Annotated in this window: 14 protein-coding genes and 1 pseudogene; 5 read left to right on the top strand and 10 right to left on the bottom strand. The window is 65.4% G+C overall.

All coding sequences use genetic code 11. The features are described from left to right. Positions 1-348: 348 nt before the first annotated feature. Entirely contained in the window at positions 349-2286 is a 1938-nt protein-coding gene (locus ACFYNP_RS00950; protein ID WP_388781373.1) for a DNA cytosine methyltransferase, read from the top strand. Between the two features lie 12 nt (positions 2287-2298). Here ACFYNP_RS00950 and ACFYNP_RS00945 read toward each other — a convergent pair whose 3' ends face one another. From ACFYNP_RS00945 to ACFYNP_RS00925, 5 genes are all read right to left on the bottom strand, one after another. Further along, positions 2299-2748 (bottom strand): very short patch repair endonuclease, encoded by a 450-nt coding sequence (locus ACFYNP_RS00945; protein ID WP_388781371.1) that lies wholly within the window; start codon positions 2746-2748, stop codon positions 2299-2301. Between the two features lie 286 nt (positions 2749-3034). Then, positions 3035-5044, bottom strand: coding sequence for an AIPR family protein (locus ACFYNP_RS00940; protein WP_388781368.1), 2010 nt, complete (start codon positions 5042-5044; stop codon positions 3035-3037). Beyond that, complete coding sequence (locus ACFYNP_RS00935; protein WP_388781366.1) at positions 5037-6047, bottom strand: PD-(D/E)XK motif protein; 1011 nt, start codon at positions 6045-6047, stop codon at positions 5037-5039. The genes ACFYNP_RS00940 and ACFYNP_RS00935 overlap by 8 nt, the downstream gene beginning before the upstream one ends. Beyond that, positions 6044-8815 carry a Z1 domain-containing protein gene (locus tag ACFYNP_RS00930; protein ID WP_388781363.1) on the bottom strand — a complete coding sequence of 924 codons (2772 nt, stop codon included), beginning with the start codon at positions 8813-8815 and terminating at the stop codon, positions 6044-6046. Before ACFYNP_RS00930 ends, ACFYNP_RS00935 begins: the two co-directional genes overlap by 4 nt. A gap of 69 nt (positions 8816-8884) precedes the next feature. Then, a complete protein-coding gene (locus tag ACFYNP_RS00925; RefSeq protein WP_388781360.1) occupies positions 8885-10360 on the bottom strand; it encodes an ATP-binding protein in 1476 nt (491 codons plus the stop codon). A 589-nt stretch (positions 10361-10949) separates the two neighbouring features. Here ACFYNP_RS00925 and ACFYNP_RS00920 point away from each other — a divergent pair. Continuing rightward, a pseudogene (locus tag ACFYNP_RS00920) lies at positions 10950-11081 on the top strand (LacI family transcriptional regulator); the annotation flags it as partial. A 1-nt stretch (position 11082) separates the two neighbouring features. Here the strand turns inward: ACFYNP_RS00920 and ACFYNP_RS00915 are convergent. From ACFYNP_RS00915 to ACFYNP_RS00895, 5 genes are all read right to left on the bottom strand, one after another. Continuing rightward, on the bottom strand, positions 11083-12066 hold the full coding sequence (locus ACFYNP_RS00915) for a PD-(D/E)XK motif protein (RefSeq protein WP_388781358.1): 984 nt from the start codon (positions 12064-12066) through the stop codon (positions 11083-11085). Continuing rightward, the gene (locus ACFYNP_RS00910; RefSeq protein ID WP_388781355.1) at positions 12063-14783 is read right to left on the bottom strand and encodes a Z1 domain-containing protein; all 2721 of its coding nucleotides are present in this window, start codon (positions 14781-14783) and stop codon (positions 12063-12065) included. Before ACFYNP_RS00910 ends, ACFYNP_RS00915 begins: the two co-directional genes overlap by 4 nt. Further along, positions 14767-16197 carry an ATP-binding protein gene (locus tag ACFYNP_RS00905; protein ID WP_388781353.1) on the bottom strand — a complete coding sequence of 477 codons (1431 nt, stop codon included), beginning with the start codon at positions 16195-16197 and terminating at the stop codon, positions 14767-14769. The genes ACFYNP_RS00910 and ACFYNP_RS00905 overlap by 17 nt, the downstream gene beginning before the upstream one ends. A gap of 251 nt (positions 16198-16448) precedes the next feature. Continuing rightward, positions 16449-16931 (bottom strand): NUDIX domain-containing protein, encoded by a 483-nt coding sequence (locus tag ACFYNP_RS00900; RefSeq protein WP_388781351.1) that lies wholly within the window; start codon positions 16929-16931, stop codon positions 16449-16451. A 10-nt stretch (positions 16932-16941) separates the two neighbouring features. Then, entirely contained in the window at positions 16942-18162 is a 1221-nt protein-coding gene (locus ACFYNP_RS00895; RefSeq protein ID WP_388781348.1) for a helix-turn-helix domain-containing protein, read from the bottom strand. A 215-nt stretch (positions 18163-18377) separates the two neighbouring features. Between ACFYNP_RS00895 and ACFYNP_RS00890 the strand changes: the two genes are divergently transcribed. From ACFYNP_RS00890 to ACFYNP_RS00880, 3 genes are all read left to right on the top strand, one after another. Continuing rightward, entirely contained in the window at positions 18378-19271 is an 894-nt protein-coding gene (locus ACFYNP_RS00890; protein ID WP_388781345.1) for an aminoglycoside phosphotransferase family protein, read from the top strand. Positions 19272-19352: 81 nt separating this feature from the next. Next, positions 19353-20603 carry a methionine adenosyltransferase gene (locus ACFYNP_RS00885; protein WP_388781343.1) on the top strand — a complete coding sequence of 417 codons (1251 nt, stop codon included), beginning with the start codon at positions 19353-19355 and terminating at the stop codon, positions 20601-20603. Then, complete coding sequence (locus tag ACFYNP_RS00880) at positions 20603-21529, top strand: aminoglycoside phosphotransferase family protein (protein WP_388781340.1); 927 nt, start codon at positions 20603-20605, stop codon at positions 21527-21529. Before ACFYNP_RS00885 ends, ACFYNP_RS00880 begins: the two co-directional genes overlap by 1 nt. Positions 21530-21558: the final 29 nt, after the last annotated feature.

Genomic DNA, 21558 nt, shown 5'->3' with positions numbered 1-21558 from the left:
CCACCCTGTCCACCGGCAGGTAGGAGGAGCGTCCGTAGCCCAACGAGGGCCACCGCGACGGTCGGCCGAGCCCGGCGAACATACGAGCGTGTCCGGGTGGCGGGATCAGTCGTTGAATCGATGAGGGCTGTGATCTCTCGATCGTTTACGATTGGGTCGTCTCGGCGCCGACCAGAGGGTAGGTCCGGCCTCAGGGGACCGGGGGTCCCGAGGGCAGGGATACCCGGGGGTACGCGGCGGGTGAGCAGCAGGTTTTCCTGACGTCCACTTCGACGGAATCCTTGCTTCCACCAGCGCGTCTGTGATCTCCTGGTGCTCGTTCATGTCTTGCGTACGAAGGGTTGTGCTGTGACGAAGGGGCACTACGGCGTACCTCTTGAACGCAGTGACTACCTCAAGCTGGAGCCGAACGAGAACAGCTGCACCCCGGAGGGTTTCCAGGACTGGCTGGAAGGCTTCGGTAAGGACAAGAGGCTGGCCGTAGATCTCTTCTCCGGTGCCGGTGGTCTCAGCGCCGGCGTTGAGCGGGCGGGATGGACCACTGCGGCAGCCGTGGACTTCGACGAGCGTGCGCTTGAAACCCATAGGGCGAACTTCCCGGGCCTCAGCCTGAAGATGGATCTCGGTGATCCCGCCGAGCGCGACAGACTTGAGGAGATTCTCAAGTCCGCCAAGATCGACCTCGTGGCGGGTGGACCTCCCTGCCAGCCCTTCAGCAGGGCCGGGCGCAACAAGATCCGTGACCTTGTCAAGAACCATGGCCGTGACCCGGAAGACCGCCGGAAGGAGCTGTGGAGCGCCTACCTGGACATGGTCAAGCGGATCAATCCGCGAGCGGTCCTCATGGAGAACGTCCCCGACATGGGGCTTCACGACGACTTCTTCGTCATCCGAACGATCGAGGAGGAGCTGGAGGAGCTCGGCTACGCGACGCAGGTGCGGCTTGTTGACGCGTGGAGCTACGGCGTCCCGCAGCACCGGAAGCGTCTCATCCTCCTGGCCAGGAAGGACGTCGACGACTTCACCTGGCGGAAGCCCGACTCGGAGCGCACTACCCTGCGCGACGCCATCGGTGACCTGCCCGAGCTGGAGGTCGTTCCCACTGAACGGGTCGGAGAGCGGGAGCTGAAGTACCGAAAGCCTCGCAACCTGTCCGGCTTCGCCACGAAGATGCGCGAAGAGGCGCCTCGTGGGCTCGTCTGGGACCACATGACCCGGAGGGTCCGGAGAGACGACCACCGGATCTTCGAGGTCATGGAATCCGATACCAAGTACTCGGATCTTCAGAACAAACTGACCGGAGACGAGAAGAAATACCAGCGGTACAGCGCGGAGAAGTACACGGACAAGTACAAGAAGCTGGCCTGGGGTGAACTCAGTCGTACGATCACTGCCCACATTGCCAAGGACGGTTACTGGTACATCCACCCAGAGCAGCTGCGGACTCTGACTGTGCGGGAAGCGGCGCGCGTTCAGACTTTTCCGGACAGGTTTCGGTTCGCCGGCACCAGGAGTGACGCCTTCCGGCAGATCGGGAACGCCGTACCCCCGCTCCTGGGAGAGGCCGCTGCCGAGGCGCTGAAGCCGGTTGGTGACGCCACCGTGGAGACTGCCGGGCTCCAGCCCCACTGGCGGGAGGTCAGGAATGGCCTCGTGGAGTGGGCGGAGCAAAGGCGTATGGGTGGGGACTGGTACCAGCTTCCCGGTGAGGAGTCGGTGCCGCTGCATGCCGCTGTGGTGGCGATACTCTCCGGAGCGAAGATCAAGCCAGCCGCGATGGCGGAGTTGATGACCTCTGTCAGGAGGTCGAAGACACTCACCGCGGCACTGTTCAAGAAACTGGTCGACGCGGCGCCCACGATGCCCGCCCGGTCCCGCGTGGACCGTCTGGCGACGCTGGTGGAAAAGCCCTACGACTGGCAGTGGGGAAAGCGGCTCGACGTACCCGCCAAGCTGGCCATGAAGCCAGCCGAGGAGTCTCTCTACCGACTGCTGATCGGAGAGGACCTCATGTTGGTAGGCACGGGCACGCTGCGGGTCGCGGCTCGTGTGAACGGTGTCGAAACTGATCACGCGAACCGCCTCAGCGAGGGCCGCGTGAACCTGGTGAAGCTCGTGGGCGCGGGCAAGGACGCACCTCTGCGTATGGGGGCGATCCGGCTCATCGGGATGGACCTGTGCAGGGAGGACCAGCCCGTGTGTTCGGAGTGCCCGCTCGTCGCCCACTGCGTCAGCCGGGAGAAGCTGTCCGACGACCTGCTGACACTGGCCGTCACGCAGGGATAGCCGATCGGCAGCTCACCCCGCGCCGTTCGAATCGGTAGTCTCTGCCACCCGTTGCGCGGCTCTCTCAACGTTGCGCCGAATCTCGCACTCCCAGATCCGAACCACGGTCCATCCGGCGGCCATGGCCTGTGCTGTGTTGCGTCGGTCCCGTTCCCTGTTGGTCTCGAGCTTCTCCTGCCAGAGCGCGGCGTTGGGCCCTCGGAACTCCTTGGGGCTGTGGTCAGGACAGCCGTGCCAGAAACAACCATCGACGAAGACAGCAACGTGATGCCGAGGGAGCAAGAAGTCGGCCGTGCACCGCGGCGCCACCATCCTCTGGAGACGGAACCTGAGGCCCAACCGGTGCACAGCTTTCCTGAGGGCGATCTCGGGCTTGGTGTCCCGGACAGGTCGACCTCGAAGGTGCTCCCCCTCAGCAGTGGCGACCCACTGCTGATCCGGTGTCCTGCCAGCTCCGGCCATGATCGCAGCCCCAGCCTGTCGACGTCCTCCGAGAGGGAGAGTGCCACACTCTCCTCATGCTCCGGGAACCAGCCGAACTTCACGTCGATGACCAGGGCCGTGTCGAGCTGCCTCTCGGCCTGCTGGCCGAGGCCCGGCATTGCACCGGGGACCGACCTTGTCGCGTTCAGCGACGGGGACGGGCGGATCGTCCTCAGGCGGGCCGAGGACGCGATCCGTGACCTTATTGAGAAGGGGCTGCTCTGACGTAGGTAGTGGCTTCGCGCCCAGGACGCGGAGCCGCTGGTTATGGGTCGGGAGTGAACCCCAGCCGTAGAGCCTCGTTACGGGCGTGCAGGGCCTGAACAGCCTGCGTTTCTGGAACCTCCTGCTCCAGTTCGAGGCGCCTTCCGACGAACTGGGCCAGCTGCCGCTGCCAGGGCTCGAGGTTGCGGGTTTCCTTGGCCCAGCGCTCGATTGCGTACCACTCGTCGGCAGGGATCAGAGCTGCCTCTTCACCTGCTCCCTCCTCGGCACCGGTACCGCCGGCGAGTGCCGCCTCGTCCAGTGAGTGGTCGAGCAGCTCCGCTGTCAGGGCTCGGGGGGGCGTCCAGGGCACCCTGGACACGGCGTCCCAGCACGCTGCCTTCTTGGCCCACTCGCCCACGTGGTTGCCCTCAAGCGGAGTGGTCACCGCGCGCATGACACGGGGGCACAGGTCGTGGATCGCGGCCTCCAGTACCGGTGAGAGGTCCTGCTCTCGCCATATCCGGTCGAGATCGATCCGCCGGTCCGTTGCCGAGGACAGGCGAGCCACGGTGTACGTGGTGATCATGCTCTTGTGGCTGCCCGCTCCGTGGATGGCGGCGATCCGGTCCACTGCCTTGAACAGGATGGCCATTGCGATCACCCGCTGGCAGTACTGGATGTCGACGCGCGGCGGTGCCTTGTCGACGTTGAACATGAACTCGACGAAGTTCTTCTGTGCCCCGCGGCTCACGTGGTACGGCAGTTGGTTCCACGAGTGGACGAACTTGGCGAGGTCCGCCTTGGTGAACTTCTTCTTCGTCGGGTTCAGCTTCTTGAACTGCCGCTGCCTGGCAGGGGTGCGGGCCTTCGCCAACTCGTCCGTGTACTGGCCGCGTGCACGCTCGTAGAACCAGTGGGTCTCCTGACCACTGCCGTCCGTCGCGGGGGCCCACAGGGATCGGGTGATCCGCTGCATGTCAACGTGGTAGTCGTGGTTGGAGCTGAAGTCGACCTGGGTCACCCGGTTCTGCGTGTTGGAGTACTCCGAGATCTTGGGAACGATCTCCGCGAGCCGCTCGGGCGCCACCTCCGTCAGCTTCATCTGGACCCGGACGTGGGACAGGTCGGCCTTGTCGCGGCTCAGCGCGTAGTGGAGCGAGGCAGTCGTCTGGCCGCCGTTCACGATCTGGAGGCCGTGCACTCCGGAGATGTGCGTGGGCTCGCCGTCCGGGCCCCTCACGAAGTCGACCTGCGACGCGGTCGCGGTGATGCCGTTGTTGTAGGCCAGGAACCTGCCAGGTGCGTTCAGCAGGGTCTCCCGGATGCCCCGGTTGACCGCCCCGCGGGTCTGGAGGAAGGAGCGAACGTTGAGCTCGAGGAGCCGGGTGCCGTACTCGGCGTACAGCTCGGCGAGCATCTCCCCTGGTATGACGGCCAGGACCACGGAGTGGTCCTCTTCCGAGCTCGGGGCGGAGACACAGGGCAGCGGAGGGCTGAAGGGCACCATGATGGGCTCGCCGAGAGCGCCCGACGTCGCATGGCGGTGCTGCCGTGCCAGGTCCCACACCTCGTGGGTCACCGGGAGGCCGTCGAATTCCGAGGCCGGCAACTCGGTTGCGGTGCCCACCCTGTTGCTGAGCAGGAAGAGCCTGATCCGCTGCACCTCGGTGAGGGCCTTCTCGACCGCAGCGCACATGTCGTACACGTCGAACGACTCGTCGATGTGCTGCTGCAGCCCGTCCCGGCAACGCTGTACGAACGCCAGTAGCCGCCTGAAGGACGTCTCGGTCTGTGCCTTCGTGAGCTTGGACTCCAGTGGTTCCAGCTGGAAGTCCGTCACGAACAGATCCAGGGACTCGCCCGACTCTCCTATGCCGTAACCGTGCACCTCGTGGCCGTGCATCTTGTGGTAGGCGGTGAAGGTGTTGGACACGACGCCGGCCTGCTCCAGGTCCTCGAAGACCCGGCGTGTGAACGCCTCCGGGGTGGTCGTCCCCTCGGCGTCAGCGGTCGCCTGGACGTCGGCGACGAGGCTCCGCGAGAATTCGGCCAGGTCGAGCTCAGCCATGGGACCCCCCGATCAGTTCCTTCACCTCGTCGGCCGTGGCGCGATAGGCGTCCAGACCCGAGGTGCTCACGTGGTAGGTGCAGTCACCGACGCCCTCGGGCAGGTCCGACTCGACCAGCCTGGGAAAGCCTTCCCGTACGTGCCAGAACCGAAGCTCGCGGAGGGTGTACCGGGGTTCTTCGTAGAGGTCATGGTGCCCGGGGAGGTAACCGACCTGGACGAGTAGACCGTCGAACCGGGCCCGGGCGGCGGGACTCGTGAGCTGCTGTCGTATCCCCTCCACCCTCCTGTTCAGACTCTCTCCCGATCCACCCCGCCGCTCGTCGAGATTCGCGAGGGCGAGGAGCAGCGCGGGCGTCCCGGTTCCGTCCAGCTGTCTCTCGCTGGCGATCCGTATACTCCGGGGCCGCTTCGCGACGCTGGCCTTGGTCTCGATGGCCAGCCCGGACAGCTGGAAGTCCTGGTTGGTCCCCGTGGGACCGGTCCACGCCTCGACCGCCTCAGCCTGGCCCAGGGAGGCCAGGAGGACGTCTCCCAGTACCAGGAGTTCGCCGTAGAGTCCGCGACGTGCCTCGGCGCTCAGCCCGTCCTTGCTGACAGCGCGCAGGAGATCCTGCCACCTCTCGAACCTGTCCACGGCGGCTGCCAGGGCTTCAGCGGCGGCCGGAGCGGATTTGGCGATCTCGGCGACGTCGGTGACGAGCGGGTTGAACACCTCGCGAAGCCCGTCCGCCGTAAGGATCACCTGGAGCTCGTACTCAACCCGGGACACGGCACTCAGGTTTATCTCGATACCTGCTGCCTTGGGGAGTCGGCCCACCGACCGCACGATCGGGTCTGCGGAGCGAGCGTCCGCCCGGAACACCAACATGCGCTGGCGGCCAGGGTGGGAGACGGAGAGGAAGATGTCGAGCGGGGACTCCGGGTACAGCCGGAGGCTGGACCGCCCCGGGGCGTCCTGGGGACTCTCCAGTTCACGCCACTCGTCCTCGGTGACGGTCACGCCTCGTCCTCCTCGGCGATGGTGTAGATGTCCTCCTGGAGCCAGACGGTGTTGGCGATGTACTCGGTCTTGGACTGGTAGTCGGAGTGCGGGAAGCTCACCTGGAAGCCCACGAGGGGTGTCGTCGCCTCACCGTCGCTGGCCTGTGGCAGCTCGATGGGGTAGATCAGCAGGAGGCCCTGGTCGGTCCTCCGCTGCCGCCGGATGTGCGGGCCCGCCGGCGTCTTCGGAGCCGACGCCTTCTCCTTCTTCTCAGCCTCCTTCTTCGCGGCATTCCGTGCCGCATCCTCCTGCGCCTTGTCGAGGCCGATCAGTTCGTCGGGCGGGCTGAGTACCCGGCGAATCGTGTACCTTCCCTCGGCCCTGAAGCCGTCGTTGAGCGCCTTGCGGGTCACGAGGCCGACAGTGTGCCCCGCGATGTCTCGTGGCGACTGCGACGTCGTGCTACTGACCAGGCACACGGTCCAGTTACCCAGCTCGCCTGCCCTGGCGCACTGCTCCACGTACTTGGCGATGAGCCTCGGACGGACGCGCTGAGCCATGCGGTCGGTCTCATAGGTGGTGAGGAACTCCGAGACGACCTCAGAGGGAACCCCGCCCCACCGCACGTTGGTCCCTGAACCCCCAGGTACGTGTTCCGCGACGTCGTCCAGTCGACGGACCAGGGTTTCGAGGGCTTTGAAGTTGTTCTCGATGGTCCTGTCGGCGAGCTTGAAGATCACCGTCTCCGGTCCCTCCCCCGAGTAGCTGAGAAGGATCTTCGCGCTCTGGCGCATCTTGTTGGCCGCGGTCACGGTGAGCCCCAGAGAGGAGGAACGGACCTTCAGCCCGAACTCCTTCGGGGTGAGGCTGAGTGCCGCCATCTCCTCGACCTCCCTGCGGAGTTCGTCGGTCGCGGCGGTGACCTCCACGTAGGCGTCCTCAAGCGCGGGCGTGGTGTACAGACGGCACACGTCTTCGTAGCCTGGGCGGTATCCGAACCACCGGCCCATCTGGAGGAGGGTGTCGTACGTCTTCGACACGCGCAGGTAGTAGCTGACGGTCAGGCCGTCCAGGGTGAGGCCGCGGGAGAGCTTCTGTCCCCCGATGGCGATCACGGACAGGCCGTTTCTCCGGTTCTCGTAGTAGTCGAGCGCATCCTTGGAGGTGCCGTTCACCGTCTTGACCTGGATCTTCCTGAGGGCAGGAAGGAGTTGTTCGGAGACCTGCTCCCAGGTCAGGCGTTGCACCTCGTCAGCCGGGAACTCGTCCGTGGTGGGAACGAAGTCCCGCTCCCAGAGCGCCCGGAGTTCGGCACGGAGCTCGGGTCCCTTTCCGTACCGGTCTCGGATCATGTCAACGATGAGCCGCAGGTGGTCGTCGACCTGGTCGCGAACGAGGCTCTGCACCGCGGTGAAGCGGGTGACGTGCACCAGCATCGAGTTGTGAACCTTGGTCTGCCCTCTCGCTCGCCGGGCGGCACAGGCGAGCACGAACGAGAAGATCGCGTCGCGCAGGGACTGCGGGAGCCTGTCGCCAGGGATGTCACCGGACTTGTGCTTGGTGGGAAGCCAGGTGTCGGCATCGTCCACATGGCGCACGAGCGGCAGCGGTTGCACGTCCTCCTCGTCCTCGTCGTCGACCTGGAGCCCGAAGACCCGCTCCGGACCGAGGTAGTTCGACGGCGAGGGAAGACTGCGGATGAAGCTGTACGGGAAGAGGTCTTCCCCTGCGACGTCGTGGTCCACGTCGGGGTCTATGTAGATGTTGGCGAAGGGGGTGGCCGTGTAGCCGACGTACGCGGCCTTGTCGAAGCTCTTCATGAGCCTGCGGATCGCGGCGTTGGTCTTGGTCGGGTCTGCCTCGGGGTCACGGACCGTGTTGATCGAGGCGTTGTCGGCCTCGTCGTCGATGACGAACAGAGGGAGGTCCTTCACGACCTTCTCGCCGTTCTCGTCCTCGGTGCCGTGGACGTCTGTCACCCAGTTACGCAGGTATTCGAGGATCTTGTAGTGCTTCTTGACCACGAGGACGACGGGGAAGCTGCCGAGGGGGAAGTTGATGGCCTTGGCCGTCGCAAGCCCGAAGTCCCCCTTCTCCGCGCTGCTTGTCGGCGACGCGATGTCGAGCTTCTTGGCGAGGGGCATGGCTCCCGCGCCGATCGCGCGTGAACGGCCGTCCTCGTTCGATCGGTTCTGGTGCTGGGTGTCGAAACCCAGGAGCCCTTCGTCTATCCGCAGCTGTGTCTGGCTCCGGAGGTCGTTGTGGATGCCGGCAAGGACCACGATGAACCGGTATCCCGCGTCCACGGCCTTCGCGGCGAGCCCGATGTACTGGCCGGTCTTGCCCGACTGCACCTGGCCGATCACGAGCCCCTGGCGACGCCAGGGGCCAGAACGTCGAGGATCCTCCAACTGGCTCAATACCTCGTCCGAGCTCTGGTCCAGCCGCCTCACGACCCACGGCGGAAGGTTCACCACGTCTTCGAGATACCGCCGGTAGCGCTCCCAGAAGTCCCAGGCACGGTCGTTCTTCGCCTCGGGCAGCCAGGGTTCGTGCCCCTTGGGATCCACGAGTGCCAGCGACCGCTCCTGGAACACAGCGGTCATGGCCTCGATCTCCTTGGCCAGTTGGTCCCGGTCAAGGGCCTCCCCCTGCGCGGCCAGCATCCCGAAGATGGCGTTGACCGCGTTGTGTACTTCGTCCGGCTTCGGCTGACGGTCCTGTGGCAGGAATCCGAGAACCAGACGCGTGGCCTTGGCCATGGGATCGTCGGGAACGGCGCTCACGTGGGACCTCCAGCGGGACGTAGACGGTGTCGAGCAGAGTAGGGGCGGCGACTGACAACGACTCAGGGTTCATCCGCTCCAGAAGCCCTGTAGTTGGTCGAAGGGAGGCATGGTCCGCAACCTCTCGCGCGCGCCGGCGGGCGATCGACCGCCCGAGACGAGCGACTCGTAGATGCGCTCTGCTACCTCGGTAGCCGCCTCGTCAGCGGGTCCTGGACCACCGAACGGTTCCGGGTCGTCGCTGGTGTCCGTCTCATGCATCACACGGAGGGCGGCGACGGGCACCGTCTCCTCCAGAAGCCGGATCAATGCGCGTACGTCTGCAGTGCTGTTGCCGCCGGGTCGCAGGGCAGCCTGGACCAGCGGATGGCTGCGGTTGATCCTGCATGTGACCCGGCCATCCGGTCGGCGCACGTTCCACGCGTACGACAGGGGGTCACCGTGGGTACGTGCAGCGACCTGTCCACGGTGCCGCAGCACGTCTGCGGCCCTCGCCCGGGCCTGCCGTGCGATGCGATGGAGATGCGGGCGCAGACCCACGGGCGGGACGACGCTGGACTTCCGCACGTCGACACCCCAATCGACGTCCGTTTCGGCCGGGATGTCGACGGCGATGCGCGCCAGGTTGTACTTCTCCTCGCGACGCATGCCTCTCTGCCCCAGCCAGTCGCCGGCCAGGATCAGGCGGTTGCGGCGGTAGACATAGAAGCCCTGCTGGTCGAGCCACCCTTGTGGCCCTGCAGCCAGGCCGTATTCCTCCGCAGTGAGCCGGTGGGCGCTGGGGAGGATGAACGCCTCGACCCTCACGGAACTGCCGCCGAGAGGCAGTTCCTCGGTGGGGAGCCGCTGGACAGAGGGGTGGTTGCCCATGAACGGATCCCAGGGTTCCACTGAGGTTCCGGACACGCGCAGGTTCCGGCGCCGGCTCCCACTGAGGAACCGGGCGAAGACCATTCCGAGGTGCGACTCCGTGCGGGCTGCCTCGGCGTAGAACTGCTTCTGGGTGCGCTCGTCGTCCTCGCGAACGGCAGTGCCGCTGTAGCCGTTGAGCCGCCGCCAGAGCACGATCGTCCCGTGGTCAGTGCCCCTCCGAAGCCTGTCCAGCACGGTGGTTGTGTCGACGTCTGCTCCGTGGAGGAGCCGCCACTCACCGGACTCCTCAACGACATCGAGGTCCCAGGTTCGTACGTGCCACACACCGTCGGTTCCTGTGGCCACGGAGAGTTGCCGCGACTGAGAGAACGAGGCGGACTTCAGACCCACGCCGAAACGGCCCAGGTCAGTGGAGGAACGTGAGGCCGCGGGCCCGCGAGCCGCCACGGTCATCGCCGTGACGAGTTCCCGGGCGCTCATGCCCCTGCCGTCATCGACGACTGCGATCCACGAGTCCCGTCCCGCCCAGGTGAACTCGACGTCGACGTTCCGGGCCTCAGCCGCGATGCTGTTGTCGACGAGATCCGCGATGGCGGCGGGCAGCGAGTACCCCAAGGAGCTGAGCGAAGCCACCATGCCCGCGGGTTCGGGGGCCGCGATGTCGTACGTCATGGGTGGTTCCAGCCTGCTTCCCCGATATGGGCCCTCTCGCTGTGCGGCATGCTCATGATCCACATGAACCAAGGAAGACCGCGAAATCAAGGAGGTGCCCCCTCCGCGTCGCCAGTTTATGCAGCCGGCAAACGCCCGCCCGAGGTCGATATTAGTAGAGGCGCCGGATCAGTCGTCCGGTGTTCTGTGGATCTCCAGCCTGCGCGGTGACAGAGACATGGTGACCGCCATCGCCCCACAGCCACTACCGTCATGCGCGGTCGAAATGCCCGAGGCATTCGACGAGCACTGGAGCCACCTGCTCGGTCGCTGTGAGCGAGTTGTAGGGCCCGCTCGGGAGTGGGGCCAGCCTTCCGGTTGGACTTCGGACGCGTTGGAGTTGGTCCCGACCTGTTCGGCGACCTGGAACACCACCGTTGCTGTAGGAGTCGGGCACACCCGAGCGAGAGCGTCGAGCGGCCGGGCCCGCAGCTGTTCGTTCGACCGTCGGTTGCCGGCAGGTGGCGTCTAGGTCAGCCGCTACGGCTAGGAGGACTGCGATTTCACCGGGCGGAGGGCGGTCTCTGCGCCCGACGACGCAGCGCCAGCGGCCGGGCTGTGTTGGATCCCGATTGCAAAGGGCCTCACACCCCACGGCCTCCGCCACGCCCATCGGACTGTGATGGAGGACCTCCGCACCGAGAAGGTCACCATGGATGAGCGCATGGGCCACATCGACGGCATTAGATGGGTGACCAGTCTCTGGGATTGGTGGAAAGCAGCCACGCCCCACAAGCAGCCAAGTCGAGGTCGTACGAGACTCGCACGACTCCGCCTGGCAATCCAGTGGGGAAGGAATCGTGAGTCAGGCGGGGGAAGTCGTCCGTGACCCGGTAGAGGCACTCCTCAACAATTCGGTAGGGAATCTCATGGGTCTTACGTTGGACTGGACTGTAGCCTCGCTTCCCAACCTTTTGTAGGAATCGCTCTCGGGCGGCTGGGTGATCCGCTAGGTCCGTTGCCACCCTGTCGACGAGCTTGGGCAGCGTGTTGTTGGCCAGTTGGTCCCGCGTCACGCGGAGGCTGAAGAGATAGAGTTCCCCCGTCTCCGGAGCTGCGAGTTGGTCTAGGCTCCGGATCGTGTGGACGCTGCCGGCATCGCCACTACGGGCGGTGGCCTTGACTTCGACGGATGCGTTCGGCCATTGGAAGTCGTGGCGGGATCCCTCGGACGCTGTCCAGGCGTCTATATGGGCCGGCGTCACGCCGGCCCACCGCACCAGAAACCACAGCTCCGCAAAGAGAGCCAATGCGTCGTTGTTGGTGAGGCGGCTAGAGTCCACCTCCCAGAACCACTTCCACCGCTCAAGGACGTCACCCACAGCGGCGGCCCTCTCCACTCCCTGCAGTGATCCAGCGAGGTGAATGATGTCAGCGGCCACGGCAGCGAAAGTTGTCACTGCTGCTGCGTCCAAGCAGGCAACATCCAGATAATCGCTGACCGGTTGACCGGCCACTTGATGCTCGCCCACCCGGACTTGGAGGCCCTTGGTGAGGGTGCTCGGCGCTTGTGTGCCTGGCGGCACGTGTAGCAGTAGATGACAGTGCCCGTCGGCATCTACCGCGGCCCACAGATCATCGGCTGGCAGCTTCTCCGCAGACAGTAGGCCAGGAGCTGGTGCATCCGGAATCTGACTCCACAGGTTCTCCAGCTCAGCCGCGTTCACGAGCGCCCTGCCTTATGTCCAACCACGTAGGGAAGGCTCCTCGGGCTCGTGGAGTAGGGAAAAGAAACCGCGTATGCCAAAACGCATTCGGGCCGCTTGATTCCCTCATCGAACAGCTTTCGTCGGTTCTTCGCGTTGGCGCCCACTCCACTGCTCGGATCGATGGGGTAGAGGACGAGCAATCCCTCTCGCGGCGACCGTTGGGACCTGAACGCATCACCGAGCGTGGAGAAACCCCCTGACTCCTGCAGCTTGCGAGCCTCTTCAATCTGGGCCGGGGTGAGTCCTTGTAGCTCGTCCTCTGGCTCGGTGACCACACCAAGGGAACTGGGGTCCTTCGCGAGCCTGCTGCGTTGGATCATTGCCACGTCTGGATGTCCCGAGATGCCCAAATCGACCGCACGGTGCTCATCCTGCCGGACGCGGGCAGACGAGACTACTACCCGCCAGGAAACAAGTTCGTTGTGCTGGGTCTGGGCCTGAATATAACTCGCGACGGACGGCACGTCGAAAGCGCTCTGGTCGCTGAACCGGAACAGTTCGATAAATCGAACAACAGCCTCGGCACTGACGCCTTCCCAGTTTAGACGTCCAGGGTCTGCGCGGTGTGGTGCTCCCAAGGAGCCCAATAGAGCGCGTGTGGTTCCGAGGTTCTCACTACACAGGTCAAGGATCATGGGGTCATCGAACGGGAAGCGGAGCGTCTGGAGTTTCCTGCCATCGAAGGACTCCTGCTGGAGCGAGGTGTCCTTCATCTTGTTCTTGGCTGTCGGCAGCATTTTCTCGTGACTACGGATCCGTGGCGCGGCATCCCAAGGTGTGAGTTTCCGGCGTGCGTAGTGCTCGATCTGCCGTCGAAGCTCCTCCTCGATCGTGGCCAGGTCATGGAACCACGTGACAAGCAGCTGGGTGCTGTACAAGCGTGTCAGGTCGACGTAGTCGCCTCGATATCCAAACCAACGCCCCATCTGCAGGAGCGTGTCGTAGTAGGGGCTGCGTCTTACGAAGTACGAGACGAGTAGTCCCTCGACGGTGACACCTCGGGAGAGCTTGTTACCTCCGACCAAGACGGCCTTGAGGTCCGGTTCTACCTCGAAATCGAGCTCGTCTTCGTGGTTTGAGTTCAGGATCCGGACCTCCACTCCTGGGGTGAGCAGAGCGTCCAAGTGCTGCTCCAGCTTCTGGAACGGCGCGTCATTGTCGAGGTCCATCGACGAGGTGAGCGGACGGAACTCAGTATCCCATCGATCACTTAGAACGGGCAGGAAGTTTTCCCGGTCATAGCGCCACTGCTGTCGCATGTGACCGAGCTCGGCGGTGATCTCGGCAGCGAGCTTGTCCTGGGCTTCCTTGCGCATGTCAATATGCACAAGCATGGTGCAAGGCTGATCGGCACCGTTCCGCGCCATCCGACCAGCAGCTGCCAACAAGAAGTCAATAAGAGCAGCTTTGAGAGTGCTTGGGATCACGGGAGTGTAAGGCTTTCGCTTCCCCTTCGGAGGGATGACCTGCTCCACCTCGAGTTCCGGAACGATCCGAATTACATCAAGCCCGTCGACCTGCCCGACTTCACCGGGGAGCTGCTCGCGGCCGAACAGGCGGTCAGAGCCGACGTATTTCTGGCCAGGAGGATGGGGCAGGGTGAGGATGAAGTCCCGTGGGAACAGGTCGTCTCCACCTTCGCGGTCTTCCGCGTTGGGGTTGATGAGAATGTTGGCAAAGGGGGTCGCCGTATAGGCAACGTAGGACACCCGCGCGAAACAGCGCAGCAGCCTCCGGATGCGAAGGTTGATCGCGCTGGGGTCCAGCTCGTCGTCTGCCGGCATCTCGCCGTCGAAGTCCGCTGCCCGGAGGTCGAGGACCTCGGACACTGGCTCGTCATCCGGACGGTTGCCACCCGTGTTCACTGACGCTTGGTCGGCCTCGTCGTCGACAACAAGGACTGGCACATGCTCAGGAACCTTGTTTTCGAGCCAGTCAAGAAGTCGGTCCAGGCGTGTCTTATTCTTCTTCACTACCAGGATGACCTGGTTCTGCCCTTGCAGAGGTCCGACATTGACCCCTGGGTCGAAGTCGCCATCGAGGTCGTCCCGGGTCAACCAGGTCCAGTACTTCTCCGGGTCACCCTGCCCCACACCTTTGGGGAACGGAACGTTTTCGTGGCCGAGGTCGCGCTGAAGGCGCCTCTGCGTCTGCTGGCGCAGGGTGTTGTGGAGCCCGGAAAGCACGATGATGATCTTGTAGCCGGCGTCGGACGCCTTGGCTATCAGGGCGGAGAAATTGCTCGTCTTGCCGCTCTGTACGTGCCCCACGACTAGGCCGCGCACACTGAACGATTGCGGGTGTCGCGGGTTCTCCAGGTGGGCCAATACTCGGTCGCTCGCCAGGTCAACGCTGTCGATCTCGTAGTCCTGGCGGCGCAGTACGTGGCTCAGGAAGCGACGCTGACGTGCCCAGTAGTAGCCCTCGGCGGTGTTCCAGTTCTCGGCCCAGGGCCGCGGCCCTCCCGTAGCGGTGAGCTCGGTTGGGCGCACAGTACGGATGATGGTCGTAGTCCGCTGCTGCTGTTCCCAGTGGCGGCGAACGGCGTCGTGGTCCTCCGTCGGCACGAGGCCGGGATAGCGGGAGAGGCTGTCCTCGAGGGTCAGCTTGTCCCTGTCCATGATGGCCTTGAGGACAAAGAGGTGCCCCTCTATACGATCACCAACCGAGGTCATGAGCCACCTCCGGGGACATAGTGCGCAGGGCCGACACGATCCGGTTGAGCGCCTCACTCTCGCCGGCTTGACTCGCGGCAGCTTCCAATGCCCCACGGGCTGACAGCGGCACGGCGTCCGGCACTCGCGAGGATGTGCCGACGCCTCGGTGATTCGCCAACGCGGGTGAGAGAGTTGCGGGCCTGATACTCGAGTCCTGCTCGCAGCTGGGATCGGACTGGTCAGGGGATGGACGTGCGGTGGTCGCTGGCGACGCCGACGCGGCACCTGACGGCTTGAGGCGTCTACGCGGCGGGCTCGGAGGTCGTTGCTTCTGACGGTAGGCAGTGTCAGCCACCCTGCCCCAGGTCTTCACCAGCGGAGCGAGCTCCTTGCGGAGCTCCTCGGGCAGCGTGACGGATGCCTTGGCGACGTTGACGCCGAAGGCGCTGTCAAGCTCCGGGAAGAAGTCCAGCGATATACGGACAAGCTTGGCGTGCTCATCTACGGTTCGGAGGCGACACCAGCCACCAGACTGGATCAGTCGATCGGCTCGGTAGATGTAGAAGCCCTGCTGTCGATTCCAGCCCTTGGGCCCCGAAGCCCGCTTCCATGCGGCCTGCGAGGAGAAGTGGTTCTGGTTGGGGAGTACAAAGGGACACAGATGCACAATCCCGTTGCCGTCTAGGGAGCGCACCTCCATGTCCTCCTCTTGCAGGGCCGAGGTGCTCGGCTCTGCGCGGCAGAACGGGTCCCATGCTTCCACGGGAGTCCCGTTCACCGTGATTTGAAGCGGCTTTCGGTCGGCAACCTCTCCAGCAAGGAAGCGATGGAACACCATGCCCAAGTGCTCGTCGATGTCCTCGGCGTGAGCGATCAGCTGCTTCTTCGCCCACCCTCCGAACGGATCCTGATACCGGAGAACGCGGTCGAGGCCCTCCCACAGGACGACCGTGCCAGAAGCCTCACCGAGCACGGACCGGGTCGGCTCGGGCAACTCGTCAGGGGCCAGGTCGAAGATCTCCCAGTTGTCCACCTCGTCGATGTGGTCGAGGTCGAGCTGACGGGCCTCCAGCGCGGCTCCGGGGGTGTCCGCACGCGACAGGACAGTCAGCTTTCGACACTGGGAAGTGGACGCCGACTTGAGGCCGAAGCCGAAGCGCCCCAACTCCGTCCTGTCGTACTCACGGTCGCTCCCATAGCGGAACGCCTCGCTCAACGTTTCGGCGTCCATACCTTGCCCGTTGTCCGAGATACGGATCCAGGAACGCGTGCCGTCGAAGTGCACGGTGACGTGCACAGTCGTTGCGTCTGCGGAAACGCTGTTGTCGACGATGTCTGCCACTGCGTGACGCAGGTCGTAACCCAGGTTGCGAAGCGAAGTCAGCGTGCGCCGGGCTCGCGGCACCACTTCGATGGTCTTGCGTACTGCCACGAACGGCCCCCCCACTCGAAACTTCCCCAATCCTGCCATCTCCAACGGTTATTGACGACGAGTACTGCCGTTGGTTGTCTGGGAAGACGGAGAACGATCGGCCCCTTCAGGTTGTCACTCGTATGAGTTCCTGCGGCGTCCCGGAGCGCAGTACGGGCATGGGGCCATGCATCGTGGGTTTAAGAATCGCCATTACAGCGAGCCTTCGCTGCTCACGAACGTCGTGCGGACTGAGGCCAAGCGGCTCCTGCTCAAGCCCCAGTTTCTGGCGACACCCCTTGTTCCAGGTACGCGGTCAGGCCGGCTGTGCGGGCCTGGATCCCGGCGGTGATCCGGCGTGCGAGGCGTGGAATGGTGAGTTCTGGTAGTTGTTCGGCGTCGTGGAAGTCGTAGCTGCGGAGCTCGTCGGCCTGAAGGACGATCTGTTGGCGCTGTTCCGCACCGAGACGGCCGCCGTCGAAGAGGTAGAGGACCTTGTCTCCCTCCCCTGGATTCGGCGCCCAGTCCACGACGAGCAGGCGGCCGATGTGGGGCTCGATGCCCAGCTCCTCTTGGACTTCGCGCACGCAGGCTTGCCGGGGAGACTCCCCGTGCTCGACGTATCCGCCGGGGATGTCGCGGTAGTCCTTGTAAGAGGGTTCGACGAGCAGGACTCGATCAGCATCGTCGAAGAAGAGCGCGCCGGCTGCCATGCGCGGGTGGGCCATCTTCGCTTCGTGCTCGTTCTCGCTCACGAGACGGACTTTAACCGCCGACGACGCCGAGCCTGCGCGCCAGGTCTGCCACGGGCTGGGACGGGCGGCCTCGGGCGCCCCGGATCCAGCCGATGACCAGTTCTCGGCTCAGGTAGTGGTGGCGCACCTGCTCGGGGGCGGCCTGCTCGGCGTCCAGCAGGGTGGCCAGGGCTTCGTCGGTCCGGTTCCAGGCGCTCAGTGCTCGGGCGACTTCCAGGTTGTGCCTCACGCGCCGTTCCACGGGCAGGTCGCTGGTGTCGATGCGTTGCCCGAGGTCGGCGGCTATCTGGATGTCTCCGAGTTCTCCGGCGGTGGCGACGCAGTGGATGGCCACGTTGGTCGGGCCGAAGGCAGTCCACAGGTGGTTGGCGTCGGCGCCCAACCGTTGCGCGGCTTCGTCGGCTTCGCGAAGGAAGGTCTGTGTCGTCGCCCGGTCCTCCGCTCGGGCGGCCGCCATGGCGCCGGCGAGGAAGAGGGTGCCGTAGACCGAGAGGTACTCGTCGTTCGCGGTGGCCAAGCCGGGCTGCATCACGGCCGCCGCATCGTTCACCAGCTGGACCGCCGGGACGAAGCGCCCGGTGGCCAGTAGGCAGTGTGCGACCGCCCGGAAGAGCGAGCCCGTCACCGCGCTCTGGCCGCTGTGCTGTGCGGCCGCCAGGCCGCGGTCGGCTGCGATCCATGCCAACTCAGACTCGCCGACCTTGCCGAGCACCATGGCCGCGCCTTGATAGGTCAGGGCGAGCAGGGCATGAGCTTCTTCCCCCTTGCGACCCGAGTACGCGCGGGCTGCCGCGAGGGCATCGGGCAGTACGAGGGGAAGGCGTCGCGTGGCGAAGTCGTAGCGGGACGCCTGATAGGCGTCGAGGATCTCCTCCACGTTGGCCCGGAGGTCCATCAGGGCGGGTGGTTCATCATCGGTCGCAGGCCCCAGTAGCGGCGTGAGCTGCTTGTAGTCCATGAGGGCCTCACGCAGGGCTGGGACCGTGCGGCGGCCGCTGTCGTTCGACCACTCCATGAGGGTCGGCTCGGCAAGCAGGTCCCCGAGGGAGGCGTCGAGGGCCTCGGCGAGTGAGGTGATCACTGAGAGCCGGTCGAGCTCGATCCGATTGTTCTCCGCTTTGCTCAGCCAGTCCGTGGTCCGTCCGACAAGGCCGGCCAGGACTTCTTGGGAAAGGCCGCGTCGGCGCCGGTACCAGGCCACGCGCTCGCCGATGGTCAGGTTCTCTGTCATCCCTCGCATGTCCTGAGCATCACCTCGTGGCCGGAATCGACCCCGGAAGGATTTTCCGGGGCGCTGCGGGGTGCCGTACCTACTGTCGCAGTAGATCGAAAAGGCCGCCGGGCAATGTGGTCAACTCCCTTCGCTTCGTCAGGCTTTGGTGATCGGTCCTGCTTCTCACATGGGAGCAGGGCGCGGCTCGCTGATACGGACTGGGGGTGTGGAGGGTGCGCAGCACGAATTCGGCAGAGCCGTGGACCGAGCAGGGTCTCGGCCCGTTCGGCCCGGCAGCTCTCAAGCCGTACTCCAGAACGCGGTTCGCCACGGACGGCAGTGCTTTGTTGAAGGTCTACGTGGGCATCGACCCCGAAGGCCGGCGCCAGCGCGAGGTCGCGACGGTCGAGCGCGCTGCCCTGTTGGGTATCTCGGTCCCAGCCGTCCTGGCCACGAGAAACGATGAGGCAGGGTCTTGGACGGCATTCCGGGTGGTGGATGGGACGCCGTGCTCCGTAAGCACGCACTCAGCGATTGAGGAGTACATCGGTCACGTCGTGGCTGTGAGTCGCAGGCTGTACCGGCCTGTTGCCGGCGCCACTCCCGGATCTGGCTGGGAAGCTCGACGAGCCGGTGTCGTTTCCTCGCACCAGTTCCTGCTTGATCAGTTCTCTCCTCGATGCCGGTCGCTGCCTTGGTGGTCGGTGCTGGGGGAGGCCCTCCAACCGATCGATTCCCATCCGGTCGTTCACCTGCACGGTGACCTCAAGCCCGAGCACCTCCTCGTCGACGGCGATCGCCTGCACGTCGTCGACTGGGAGGCGAGTGCCTGCGGACCGGCCGTCGTCGACTACGCCGACTTGGTCTTCCACCTAGTACGCGACCTGCTGTACGGGGGCGTGCCGCCCGGACACATCCCGGTCGATCTCCTGACCCGGTTGCCGTTCAGCGGCCCGGTCCTGGCCTGGCGCCTGCTCCTCTGGCTCGATCGCCGTCGGACGCAGGACATCGACCTCGTCACCGCCCACGACATCCATCGACTCGCTACCGAGGAACAAGCTGCCTCCGCGTACCGGTCACTCGCTCAGACGGTCGCACTCCTGCGCGCTGCCGGCGTTCCGCGCTGACTCCTCCGCCCCACCGGCTCGTCCAAGCGTGCTGACGCCTGCGCTCATCCCCTTCTACCCACCCCTGAACGGGAGTTCGTGATGCCTCGTACGAGCACGATCATCGACAACAGCCACATCGTCATCGACACCGGCATGGCTCAGCCGGACGCGACGACCATCGTGGAACGCAAGGGCCTCGGCCATCCGGACACCCTGGCCGACCACCTCGCCGAGCGGTTGTCCCGCGCCTACAGCCGCTACACGGTTCAGCACTTCGGCGCCGTACTGCACCATAACTTCGACAAGCTCGCCCTCCTCGGTGGAGCCAGCGAGGTGCGGTACGGCGCCGGCCGGATGACGTCGCCGGTGCGGGTCCTCGTGAACGGACGGGCCGCACCCTCGTGCGGTGGCGAGCGGATCCCGGTCGAGGACATCGTGGAGGCCGAAGTCAAGGCGTTCTTCGCCGAGCGGCTGCCTGAGGTCTCGGACCACCTCGACGTCGTCTTCAACATCACCAGCAATTCGAGTCCGGGTGCCGTCCTCACCGGCGACGGGGTGCCCGACCGTACCCGCTGGTTCAACCCGCGTTCCGTCGAGGATCTCCGTGAGCGGCGGGTACGGCTCTCCAACGACACGTCCCTCGGCACCGGCTGGGCGCCGGAGAACCCCTTCGAGTCGTTCGTACGGGAACTGGTGGACCACTTCTCCGGGAAGAGCGAGTTCTCGCTCGCCCACGCCTGGTGCGGCTCTGACGTCAAACTCATGGGCTACTGGGACGGAGTCCAGGCCGACATCGTGCTGTGCGTCCCCCAGAAGTCGCGTCACGTCGCCAGTCGGGCGGAGTACGTCCTCAATGCGGAGACGGTCCTCGCCGAGTGTCACCGTCTCGCCGGACTACGGTTGCCTGGAGCGGAGGCCCGTTTCCGGCTGAATGCCCGCGACGTGCCGGAGAAGGACGAGCTGTACCTCACCTACACCGGCAGCTCGATCGAGTCGGGTGACGAAGGCGTCGTGGGGCGAGGCAACCGGGTCAACGGGCTGATCACACCGCTGCGGCCCATGAACCTGGAGGGCGCCAACGGCAAGAACCCCGTCTACCACGTCGGCAAGCTGTACAACGTGGCCGCGCAGCGACTCGCCCACAGGCTCCACGAGGCGACCGAGGGGCACGCCGAGGTTCACCTGGTGAGCACGACCGGGCAGCGGCTCGATCAGCCCTGGCGCATCCTCGTCCGCCTGTCGTCCCCCGACGCCGAGGTGGACAAGGTGCAGGCCCTGGTCGCCGAGGCTCTCGGCGAGTTCCCGGCCCTGACGGACGAGCTGGTTTCCGACGGGATCGTGCTGAGCTGATGGTGACGCGGACGCTCGGAGAGGTTCCCGCAGGGTGCAGGCAGCGACTACTCGCGCACTACGGGCCGGGAGCCCAGGCGTGGCTGGACGCAGCACCGGGCCTGCTGGAACAGGCCGCCGAACGCTGGAAGTTGTCCCTCGGCGACTACTACGATGCCGGACACGCCTCGGTGATCGCGACAGCGACCGCTCTTGATGGGCGCCCGCTGCTCCTCAAGGCATGGACCGACCCCGCCCGGTATCGCCACGAAGTCAGTGCGCTGCGGCTGTGGGCAGGCGGACCGACGGCGGACGTCGTCGAGGCCGCTGACGACCAGGCGGTGGCCGCCCTGGAGCTGGTGGGAGGGCGCCCTGGTGGCGCTGAGCGGCCAGAGCGCGAGGCTCAGATGGTGGCTGCCGCCCTTCAGGTGCTGCACGCTCTTGGCCGGCGCCGGAGAAGACCGAACAGCTTCCCGCTGCTCGCCGACCACCTCAGTATGGAGATGCTGCCGCGGATCCGGCGACGGATGGAGACGCTCGACCTCGGTGCGCGGCGTCTCCTCGTCGACGCCGCGCTCCCGGCGCTCGCCGGACTGCAGGAAGAGGGCGACAGGACGACTGTCCTGCACGCGGACCTGTATCGGGAGAACGTGCCATTCGACTGGCTGGGGCAGCCTCGCCTGCTCGATCCGCTGCCCATGCTGGGCGACGCGGCATTCGACTGGGCCTTCTGGACCGTCTATTACGACCTTGGGTACGGGATCGACGGACGCCTGGCCGCTGCCGCCCGGATCTCTCGGATCCCCGTCCCTGTGCTCGCGCCGTGGTGCAGAGCACTGGCCCTCGATGGACTCCTTTACTACCTGGAGGCCGGAGACCCAAGAGCGCCGCAGATGGCGGAAGTGCTGGGCGGCCTCTCCGCGTCGCCCCCGAGGAGTGGCTCGTAACCACCTACGTCCTCCGTCACGGACAGACG

The sequence above is a fragment of the Streptomyces sp. NPDC006691 genome (assembly GCF_042869955.1).
Classification (GTDB): Bacteria; Actinomycetota; Actinomycetes; order Streptomycetales; family Streptomycetaceae; genus Streptomyces.
This window is presented reverse-complemented; position numbering and strand designations above follow the sequence as displayed.